The sequence below is a fragment of the Nocardia sp. NPDC004278 genome, assembly GCF_053602975.1.
The window spans coordinates 382,066-391,991 of sequence record NZ_JBSGEQ010000002.1; the positions used below are offsets into that span (position 1 = coordinate 382,066).

9 protein-coding genes are annotated in these 9,926 nt (G+C 66.9%); 1 reads left to right on the top strand and 8 read right to left on the bottom strand.

The window, feature by feature from the left end; translation table 11 throughout:
- Positions 1-42: 42 nt before the first annotated feature.
- Genes ACWEO2_RS04465 through ACWEO2_RS04500 form a run of 8 tightly spaced genes read right to left on the bottom strand, consistent with a single transcriptional unit; the run spans position 43 to position 8,353 of the window.
- Complete coding sequence (locus ACWEO2_RS04465; RefSeq protein WP_452404052.1) at positions 43-555, bottom strand: TetR/AcrR family transcriptional regulator; 513 nt, start codon at positions 553-555, stop codon at positions 43-45.
- A gap of 43 nt (positions 556-598) precedes the next feature.
- Positions 599-2,509: an anthranilate synthase family protein gene (locus tag ACWEO2_RS04470; RefSeq protein ID WP_452404053.1), complete on the bottom strand. Its 1,911-nt coding sequence runs from the start codon at positions 2,507-2,509 to the stop codon at positions 599-601.
- Positions 2,506-3,135, bottom strand: a complete 630-nt coding sequence (locus ACWEO2_RS04475) for an isochorismatase family protein (RefSeq protein WP_452404160.1) — start codon at positions 3,133-3,135, stop codon at positions 2,506-2,508. Before ACWEO2_RS04475 ends, ACWEO2_RS04470 begins: the two co-directional genes overlap by 4 nt.
- A 44-nt stretch (positions 3,136-3,179) precedes the next feature.
- On the bottom strand, positions 3,180-3,944 hold the full coding sequence (locus ACWEO2_RS04480; protein WP_452404054.1) for a 2,3-dihydro-2,3-dihydroxybenzoate dehydrogenase: 765 nt from the start codon (positions 3,942-3,944) through the stop codon (positions 3,180-3,182).
- Positions 3,941-5,425 carry an amidohydrolase family protein gene (locus ACWEO2_RS04485; RefSeq protein WP_452404055.1) on the bottom strand — a complete coding sequence of 495 codons (1,485 nt, stop codon included), beginning with the start codon at positions 5,423-5,425 and terminating at the stop codon, positions 3,941-3,943. Before ACWEO2_RS04485 ends, ACWEO2_RS04480 begins: the two co-directional genes overlap by 4 nt.
- Complete coding sequence (locus tag ACWEO2_RS04490) at positions 5,422-5,685, bottom strand: phosphopantetheine-binding protein (protein ID WP_452404056.1); 264 nt, start codon at positions 5,683-5,685, stop codon at positions 5,422-5,424. Before ACWEO2_RS04490 ends, ACWEO2_RS04485 begins: the two co-directional genes overlap by 4 nt.
- The gene (locus ACWEO2_RS04495; protein WP_452404057.1) at positions 5,682-7,310 is read right to left on the bottom strand and encodes a (2,3-dihydroxybenzoyl)adenylate synthase; all 1,629 of its coding nucleotides are present in this window, start codon (positions 7,308-7,310) and stop codon (positions 5,682-5,684) included. The genes ACWEO2_RS04490 and ACWEO2_RS04495 overlap by 4 nt, the downstream gene beginning before the upstream one ends.
- Positions 7,311-7,318: 8 nt before the next feature.
- Complete coding sequence (locus ACWEO2_RS04500) at positions 7,319-8,353, bottom strand: ketoacyl-ACP synthase III family protein (RefSeq protein ID WP_452404058.1); 1,035 nt, start codon at positions 8,351-8,353, stop codon at positions 7,319-7,321.
- Between the two features lie 197 nt (positions 8,354-8,550).
- Here ACWEO2_RS04500 and ACWEO2_RS04505 point away from each other — a divergent pair, with 197 nt between their 5' ends.
- Complete coding sequence (locus ACWEO2_RS04505; protein ID WP_452404059.1) at positions 8,551-9,888, top strand: phenylacetate--CoA ligase family protein; 1,338 nt, start codon at positions 8,551-8,553, stop codon at positions 9,886-9,888.
- Positions 9,889-9,926: the final 38 nt, after the last annotated feature.

Consider the following 9,926-nt stretch of genomic DNA (forward strand, 5'->3'; position numbering starts at 1 on the left):
ACGGCAAAGGCCAAGGATCCGAGCGTTATTCGGGTGCGAGAGTTAGTCGGGCAGATTCAGATCGAGTGCGCTGGCCACATTCAGCAGCATTCCGTCGGCCATGAATTTCGACTGCACGTCCGGGTCCGCCCCGGTCAGCTCGTGCACCAGATCGAACAGCCGCTGGAAGCGCACCCGGCTCAGGTCGCGGATCTCCTCATCGAGACTGGCCGCGGCGTAGACATGCAATTGGAAGGTCAGCAGTTGGCGGTCGGCGAGCAGCGCGATATAGGCGTCCCCGATCGCCGCCAGCCGCTCTTCTTCGGTGTCGCCGACCGCATTGTCCCGGAAGGTCTGCTCGACAATGTCGAATGCGCGTTCGGCGGCCGCGAGGAAGATCGCCTTCTTGGTTTTGTACAGCCGGAACAGGTATGGCTGCGAGACGCCCATCCGGCGGGCGATCGCTTCCGTTGCCGTCCCCATATAGCCACCGACCGCGAATTCGGCAATGGCCTCGGTGACGAGCTGCTCGCGCCGCTCCTCCGAGGACATCCGCACTTTCGCCGGTGAACTCACATTCCCAACGTTAGTAATCAATCACATACCGGTCAATGAGTAGTCAGCTCATTGAGTAGTCGGCGGCAGCGCTGCCGACGGATTCGCCGAGCAGCAGCGGTGTGATCAGGCGATCGACGATGGCCGAGCCATTGGTCGTCATCACCGAGGCCGGATGGAACTGTACCGAGGCGAATCCGTTGCCGCGCAATGCGTGCACCGCTCCGGTGTGCGGATCACGGCAGACCTCGATCGGACTCGAGCGGCGCTGGCTCCAGTAGACCGCATCGTCATGACGGGCCTGGAAGGTGTTGTAGAAGTAGACCGATTCCGGCGCGCCGAACAGATCGATGCGGCGCCGCACGCCCTGGTTCGAGACCGGGCAGCGGACCACGTCCAGGCCGAGCTGGGTGCTGAGTACCTGATGGCTCAGGCAGACCGAGAAGAACGGCACCGGACCGTCGAGCAGTGCGCGCGTGAGCATGTGCAGCCGGGCGATCTTGGGATCGGACAGGTCACGGGGATCACCCGGACCGGGTCCCATCACCACGAGGTCATAGCGGTGCGGTTCGACCGGTACGCCACATGGGTGCACGGTGACATCGAGACCGAGTGCGCGCAGCAGCCGGGCGCCCATCGCGGTGAAGGTATCCTCGGCGTCCACGATCAGTACCCGGCGACCGGCATGCGGTCGCGCGAGGGCCGTCGGTCGCAACCAGAGCGTTGCCAACGGCCCGTTTCGATCCGAAAGCGCCTGTTGCACAGCGGGATCCGCACCTATATCGCGGGGCGTTCCGATGCGGGCGCGGTTGTGCAGCGCGTCGAGCAGACCGGCGGCCTTGGCGCGGGTCTCGCGTGATTCGGCGGCCGGATCCGAATCGCGCACCAAGGTCGCGCCGACACCGATACGCAATCGGCCCGCGCGATCCACCTCGGCGGTGCGGATCATGATCGCCGAATCCATGCGCGGGCGGCCGCGTTCGTCCCGACCGGCCAGGGCGAGCACACCCGCGTAGTAACCGCGGCCGGTCGGCTCGAATCGGGTGATCACCCGGCAGGCATTTTCCAGCGGGCTGCCGGTGACGGTGGGCGCGAGCAGCGTTTCGCGCAGCACCTCGCGATAGTCGCGGTCGCAGTCCCCGGCTATCCGATATTCGGTATGCGCGAGCCGGGCCATCTCCTTGAGCCACGGACCGTGCACATACGGCTCGGGACAGATGTGGCACATCATCTTCAGCTCTTCGTCGAGCACCATATAGAGCTCATTGGTTTCCTTGCCGTCGGCCAGGAAATCCAGCACGCCGGAGACCGTGGGGCCCTCGGCGGGATAGCGGTAGGTACCGCTGATCGGGGTCATGGCGGCCGTGCCATCGGCCAGGCTGACCTGTCGCTCCGGGCTCGCGCCGATAAAGGTGCGACCGCCGGTGTGCACCAGGAACGTCCAGTAGGCGCCGGTTTCCCCCGCGAGCAGCCGGACAAAGTACGCCACCGCGGTGCGCACGCTCCAGTTGGTGACCTCGCATTGCCAGGTGCGGCGCAAGACGAAGTTGGCACCCGCGCCGTGGCCGATCTCTTCGGCGAGCACACGACGGACCAACTCGGCGTAGGCGGTGTCGTCGATATCGAATTCGCCAGGGCCGACCTCGATCGGCCAATCGGCAACGGCGGCGCGCAGTCGGTCGACCGACAGTCGGGTCTGCCGGTCGACAGCGAGGCACAGCACCGGCGCACCGTCGTCATGGTGCGCGAAGCCGCGTTCGCCGATCGCCCGGTACGGCACGATGGCGAGCAGGGCGTGTGCATCGACAGCGGGTGCCAGCGCGGGCAATTCGGCCGTGGTATTCCGTTCCGACACCGTGCCGAGCAGTAATTCGATCCCCTCCCCCGGCCCCGATTCCGGCCGCCGCAACAATGCGAATGGCGTTGTACCCGAGAGACATTCGGCGAGCAGCGGAGCGAATTCGTCGGGGCTCACCGCGCCGCCACCTCGGCCGCCGCGGACAGCTCGGCGAGTACCTGCGCGGATACCACCACCCGGCCACAGCGGCTCGCGACGTAATCCAGTGTCATTCGATGGAATTCGGGTGTGAAGTCGGCGATCGCGTCGGCGATGACGAACGCCTGCTGGTCGTTGGCGAAGGCGTCGCAGGCCGTGAGCAGCACTCCGACGTGCCCGTACACCCCGCAGATCAGCAGCTGATCGCGGCCGGTACGCCGCATCAGATCCAGCAATTCGGTGCGATGGAAGGCACTGGCCCGCCATTTGGTGAGCACCGGATCGGCGGGCCCCGGCCGCAATTCGTCCGGGATGCCACGGTGTTCGGGAGCCGCGCTCATGCCGGGGCCCCAGAAGTCCATGAGCAGCCCGCGCTGCTCGTCGGTCATGCTGCCGGGCTGGGCGGTGTAGACGACCGGAACCGAAAGGCGCGCACACAGATCACGCAGTGCGGTGACACTGTGCAGTAGCGCGGTCAGCGGCTCCCGGTCCGCCGAATACGGCGCCAGGAAATAGTGCTGCATATCGTGGACGAGCAGTACGCAGCGCCGCGGCTCGATGCGCCACCGCACGGTGTTATCCGGCAGTTCCGCCGCGCCGGGCATCGGGTAGGGGGCTATCGGTGCGATGGCCACAGCTGTCTCCTTGTTCAAGCACCGAGCGTGGCGCCACCGTCGACGGTGAGCTGCTGCATGGTGACGTGGCGGGCCTCGTCGGACAACAGGAACAGGACGGCATCGGCGATATCGCTCGGGCGTGCGATCCGCCCGAGCGGAATGCCGATCCGAAAGTCCTGCGGCACACCGTCGATGGTGGCGCGCTCGGCATCCGAGCCGTCGAACAGCGCGGTCAGCATCGGGGTGGCGGTGGAGCCAGGGGCCACCACATTGCAGCGGATTCCGTACTCCGCCAGTTCGAGTCCGAGGCAGCGGGTCAGCATGCTGGCCGCGGCCTTGGAGGCCGCATACGCCGACATGCCGATCCGCGGTGTGGTCGCGGCATTCGAGGACACGGTGACGATGGCGCCGCGCCGACGCGACTGCATGCGTCGCGCCACCGCCTGGCAGACATGGAATACGCCACCGGCGTTCACGGCGAGGGTTGTCGCCCAATCCAATTCGGCCATTTCCTCGATCCGGCCGTGTTGCAGAATGCCCGCGGCGTTCACCAGAGCGTCGACCGGACCGAGTACGGCTTCGGTACGCGCCACCGCCGCGGCCACTTCCTCGGGCACGGCGACATCGGCGGCCACGGCGAGCACCCGGCCACCCGCCGCGTCGAGCTTCTCCGCCAGATCCCACAGGGCCGGAATCCCACGGTCGACCAAGGCCACCGCCTTCTCGGATTCCACCAGGGCACGGGCGATTTCGCTGCCGATGCCGCCCGCCGCGCCGGTCACCAGTGCGACACTCATCGCCGTGCTCCGGCCAATATGCCCCCGACCACCTCGGCGGGCACCCCGAGGCAGCGGGTGGTGAACGACCCGAGCGCGGTCAGATACCGCTCCCGCAGCTCGTCGACGTCGACGCCAACGCTGCCTCCGCCGGACAGCAGCACCTGCCCGCCCACGACGACGGTATCGACGTCGTGGGATCCACCGAGCCACAGAAAGCTTTCCAACGGACGGGGATTGAGCAGATAGCGCCAGTCGTCGGTGCGGATCAGCACCAGATCGGCCTGTTTGCCGACCTCGAGGCTGCCGATCTCGCCGGCCCAGCGCAGGCCCGCGGCGGCGATACGAGTGGACATGGCCAGCGTGTCGGTGGGCAGGACATCGGTCTGGTCGGCGACCATCTCGTTGTACATCTGCCAGGCCGCGCGCATGGCCTCGGCCATTCCGGCATTCGGGAGCGAGGCCCCGTCGGTGGACAGCGATACCGGCACACCCGCGCGACGCAGGCGCGGCACCACAGCGGTCTCGGTCAGCGTGGATTCGCCGGAGGGGCCGTACTTTCCGGGTGAATGGCTGATATGCGCACCGGCCGCACGCAGCAGCTCCTGCTCCTCGTCATCGATGAACGCGCAGTGCGCGGCCATCAGCCGGTCGGTGACCAGCCCGAGATCATGCAGGCGGCGAACGCCGGTGGCGCCGTAGTACTTTCGCATCAGTTCCGGCTCGTTGCGCACCGCGCCGACGTGCGTAACGAAACCCGCGTCGTGCCGCGCGACGAGTTCGGCGAAACCGCGACCGAGTTCATCGGTCATATTGGTGACATACGCGATCGACGGACGACAGCGGATGCGGCCGGATTCGTCCTGCGCGCAGCTCTTCAGCAGCTCCTCGAGTTGGGAGAGTATGGCGTCGGCATCCCTGGTGCGGACGAAGGAGTCGGCGGCGGGCGGGCAGATGGCATCGGATGCCCAGGTGGTGGCACTGAACCGGATGCCGAGCGTGCGCGCGGCGGCGACGAGTGCGGCCGGGCGGTTCAGCGAACCCGCGTCGCCGAGCGTGGTGACACCACCGCGCAATTGGGTCCACATCGAATATTCGGCGATCGCCTGGCCCTCGTCGGGGGTCAGGCCGGAGATGAGGCCGTCGAACGAGTCGAACATGCCGGAGATCTTGTGCATATCGCCGCCGCCGCCGAACAAGGCGACCTCATCGGTGCGGTCGCTGGCCGGACGCAGTGCGCCGCGCAGCGGGAAGCCCATGGCGAACATATCGTGCCAGTGGGCATTGATCAGACCGGGCAGCACCATCATTCGCGCGGCGTCGATGGTGCGCAGTTCGGACCGCACCGGATCGGCGAGTGCGGCCACCGCCGCGGCGACGGTCTCCGGGACTCCGATCGCCGCGATTTTATCGTCCACGACGAGAATCGAGCCGCGCGAGAGCACCGTTTCGGCGGCATCGGCGGTGTAGACGACACCGTTTTCGATCAGCAGGGCGCTCATGCGTTCTTCGCCCCCTGCGCGACGATGGCCGCGAAATGCCGAAGCCAGGCGGTCAGCGTGGGGGTGGCGACCAGTTCTTCGAATACCGCGGGCACCCCGGCCTTGTTCCAGCGACCGACCATGCGCATCAATTCGAGCGAACTCAGGCCCAGGACAACGAGATTGGCGTCGGGATCGAGTTCGGCGGCAGCGGCGAGGCCGAGTGCGGGCGCGAGTTCGGCACGCAGCTGGGCCTCGGTGGGAACGGATACGACGGTCACGACGGCACTCCTGTTATCGATGCGCCCGCACGGGTGCGGACCAGGGCTTTCTTATCGACCTTGCCCAGCGGGGTCAGGGGCAGTTCGACAACGATCTCGATGTCATCCGGAATCTTGTAGGCCGCAACACCGCTGGCGTGCATGGCCTGCTTCAGCTCGGCCGGATTCGGGGCGGCGGCCGTTGGCACGACGAATGCGCAGGTGCGCTCGCCGAGGAAGGGATCCGGCACACCGACCACCGCGACCGCGCGCACCCCGGGGCAGCCGAGCAGATGTTCCTCTACCTCGCCCGCATTGACCTTGTCGCCACCGCGGATGATCATGTCCTTGATCCGGCCCTCGATGACCAGATCGCCGTCTCGGGTGAGCCGAGCCAGGTCACCGGTCCGATAGAAGCCGTCGGTGGTGAAGGCGACTCGATTATGTTCCGGCGCAGCGTAATAGCCGCGCAGCGTGTAGGGGCCGCGAGTGAGCAGCTCCCCCACCTCGCCCGGTGCCAGCGCGGTGCCGTCGGCGTCGGCGATCACGATCTCGTCGGCGTCGGAGATGGGCTTGCCCTGGGTGGTCAGCACCGACTCGGCGGGATCGTCCGGGCGGCTGAAGCACAGCAGACCTTCGGCCATGCCGAATACCTGCTGCAGCTCGCAGCCCAGCGTCGGGCCGATGCTCGCGGTGAATTCGCGGGTCATCCGTGCGCCACCGACCTGCAGCAGCCGCAGGCTGCTCAGATTCCAGGAGGCCCATTCGGCTACCTCCAGCCAGACCGCTACCAGCGCGGGCACCAGGGCGGTGACCGTCACCCGCTCCCGCTCGATCAGCGGGAAGCAATCCATCGGGTTCGGGGTGTCGGCCAGCACCACGGTGCCGCCGGTGTGGAAGGTGCCGATCACGCCCGGACAACCCCAGGCGAAGTTGAATTCGATCGGCAGCGCGGCGAGGTAGACGTCGCGGTCGTTCAATTCGCACACCTCGGCGGCGCGCAGCGATTGATAGACGTAGTCGTCATGGGTGCGCGGGATCAGCTTCGGCAGTGCCGTGGTGCCGCCGGACAGCAGGAAGAACGCGACATCCGCCGGATCGGTATCCGGCAACCGAGTCTGATACGGCTCCTGATCCGCGTCCTCGATCGAGACGAAACCATCGGCGCGACCGCCGACGAGGAACAGGGTGCGCAGCTGGTCGTGCGTCGCGCGGATGCGCTCGCCCATGTCGCGATGGCTGAACTCGCGGTGGGTGTCGGGCAGCACGTAATGGGTTGCGCCGCTGAGGCGCACCAGATGGCCGACCTCGGTCTCGCGGTGCGCGACCAGGCAGAACACCGGTTTCGCACCGATTCGCAAGAGCGCGAACGTAATCGCGACGAACTCCGGGATATTCGGCAATTGCACCAGTACCCGATCGTCCGGGCGCACGCCGTGCCGTTGAAACAGCGCGGCCAGTCGATCGGCCCAGGCATCGAGGTCGCGGTAGCCGATCCGACGGTCGTCGTGGACCAGCGCGGTCCGGTCACCATAACGCTCGGCGGCCTGCCGCAATACCGCCCCCAGCGTTTCGCCGCTCCAGAACCCCTGGGCCCGATAGCGTTCGGCGAATTCCCGCGGCCAGGGTGTGAAACCCTCCAGCATCGCCGCCCCTACTTCGCCGGTGCGGGCGCGAGGATCTCGACCACCGCGGCACCCGCTTCCATGCCGGTGCTCGCACCGATCATCAGCACGTGGTCGCCGGGGCGCACCTGCCCGGTGCGCCACACGTGTTCGAGACCGAGGAACATGTCGGCGGCGCCGGTGTGCCCGATGGTGTTGGTGAAATCCCAGACCTCCTGGGCCTTTTCGACACCGAGCGGCTGCAGGAACATGGCCTCGAGTGAACCGCGGCCGAATCCGATGTGGCAGACCTTGCTGATCTTGTCGAACGAGACGCCCGCCTCGTCCATGGTGCGCTCGGCGATTGCCGCCACCGCCAGGCCGAAGTTGCGGATCGGCGGGGCCTGGCCCGCGGCCCACTGTTCGCGGACCTTCGCCGCGCGTTCGTCGAAATTCAGACCGCGACCGCGGGTAATACCGGGCGGGAACAGCGCCTCACCGGCGCGGTGCAGGATTTCCATCGATGCATCCGAAAGCGACCCGACGGCACGCACTTTCGCGAATCCTTCGCGCCGCGACACCACGGCCGCCGCGCCCGCGTCGGCGAACAGGAACAGCTTCGAACCACGCCAGCGGTCCACCAGCGGAGTGGAGAAGTTGTCACCGGTGGTGAGCAATACCGCGTCATGGCTGGGGTTGGCGATGAGCCGATTGGCGGCGGCCTCCAGACCCGCCAGCATGCCGAGGCAGCCCTGTTTGATCTCGACCGCCGGGATCGGGCGATCCACGGTGTTGTTCAGGATGTAGTGCACGGCGGACCAGCCGTCGGGGCCCTGGTGGTGGGTGTAGCTGTGCAGCAGCGCACCGATATCGTCGGAATCGTGGCCGCATTCGGCCAAGGCGATGCGGGCCGCGCTGATCGCCAGATCCGGCGCCGGGGTGTCGGGGCTCACCGCGCACGAACGCATACCGGACGCGATGCGCTCGGCCTGGTCGTACCAGCCCGCGGCGACGGCGGATTCGGTGGAAATCGACTCGGGCAGGTAACTGCCCACGCCAGCCAGATAGATATCCTCGGTTTGCATGCGGCCCAACTTTCTCGTGTCGCCGTGCTACACCTGGGATGCAACCAGGTCGGTGCGGTGAAATCGTGAGTAGTTGCTACTCAATTTCTGGGAATCCGAAGCGCATTTTTCTCAATTGAGTAGCAATTGAGTAGCTGCCCGGCTGGCGTGGGCGTCGCGCAGGTGTTGTCCTAGGTCGTAGCATCCGAGGAGGATCAATGACCGTAATTCCCGAGGGCGATATAGCGGTTCGCAACCGTCCGGAAATCGGCGATTGGACCACGCCCGACGAACTCGCGCAATTACAGCGGGCACAGCTGCCGAGAATATTCGAGCAGGCCGCGCGGTCGCCGTTCTATGCCGCCCGATTCGAGCGCGACGGAACTGCGCGGGTGGCCGAAGATTTCGCCGGTCTACCCCTCACGTCCAAACAGGACCTGCGCAATGCGTATCCGTTCGGAATGCTCGCGGTGCCCCGCGCGGAATTGGCGACCTATCACGAATCCAGCGGCACCTCCGGGGAGCCGACGGCCTCGTATTACACCGATGACGACTGGGCCGACCTCGCGGAGCGGTATGCCCGCAAATGGGTCGGCATCACACCGGCGGACACCTTCCTGGTGCGCACGCCGTATGCGCTGGTGATCACCGGACATCTGGCACAGGCGGCGGGGCGGTTGCGCGGTGCGACGGTGGTACCCGGCGATGCCCGCTCACTCGCACTGCCGCTGGCCCGCATTGTGCGGCTCATGCACCGCCTGGATGTCTCGCTCACCTGGTGCAATCCGACCGAAGCCATGATGATCGCGGCCGCGGCCCGGGCCGCGGGGCTGCGGCCGGAGCGCGACTTCCCGGCCCTGCGCGCGATGTTCGTGGCCGCCGAACCGATGACCGCGGCCCGCAAGCGGCGGCTGAGCGAGATCTGGGGCGGGGTGCACATTGTCGAGGAGTACGGGTCCACCGAAACCGGCACCATCGCGGGCGAATGTCCAGAGGGCAGGCTGCACCTGTGGGCGGATCGGGCCATCTTCGAGGTGTATTCGCCCGAGAGCGGCACACTGTCCGATACCGGATGCGGGCAGCTGGTGGTGACGCCGCTGTATCGCGCGGCCATGCCGTTGCTGCGTTACAACCTTGCCGACGATGTCGAGGTGCGCCATGAACCGTGCTCCTGCGGGTGGCGGCTGCCGACCGTTCGGGTCTTCGGCCGCACGGCGTTCGGATATCCGGTCGGCGCACTGACGGTGCGGCAGAACGATTTGGAGGAAATGATTTTCCAGCTGCCGCTAGCGTACGAGGTCGGCTTCTGGCGCGCGCGGGCCGAACCCGATGTGCTGCGAGTGGAATTCGAAGCGCCCGATGGTGTGCGCGACCTTGCCGCCGTGGAATTGGCCGCGGCGATCGATCGGACACTCGGTGTCCGGCACGCCATTGCGGCATTGCCGGTCGGCAGCCTGGTGCCCGTCGAGGCCTTGACCGCGCAGCGCGACATTCTCAAGGCCCGCTATCTATTCGGCCCGGACGAGTCCTGGGACAAGGCACTCATGTATCAGTGACGCGGTCGATCACCGACCCGTCGACCCGGACTCGTTCC

Coding starts and splice junctions, on each gene's coding strand:
- ACWEO2_RS04480 (WP_452404054.1), bottom strand. CDS start 3,944: ATGAGTGTCGCACTGGTGACCGGCGCGGCGGGCGGCATCGGCAGCGAA.
- ACWEO2_RS04485 (WP_452404055.1), bottom strand. CDS start 5,425: ATGAGCGCCCTGCTGATCGAAAACGGTGTCGTCTACACCGCCGATGCC.
- ACWEO2_RS04500 (WP_452404058.1), bottom strand. CDS start 8,353: ATGCAAACCGAGGATATCTATCTGGCTGGCGTGGGCAGTTACCTGCCC.
- ACWEO2_RS04475 (WP_452404160.1), bottom strand. CDS start 3,135: ATGCCCGGCGCGGCGGAACTGCCGGATAACACCGTGCGGTGGCGCATC.
- ACWEO2_RS04505 (WP_452404059.1), top strand. CDS start 8,551: ATGACCGTAATTCCCGAGGGCGATATAGCGGTTCGCAACCGTCCGGAA.
- ACWEO2_RS04495 (WP_452404057.1), bottom strand. CDS start 7,310: ATGCTGGAGGGTTTCACACCCTGGCCGCGGGAATTCGCCGAACGCTAT.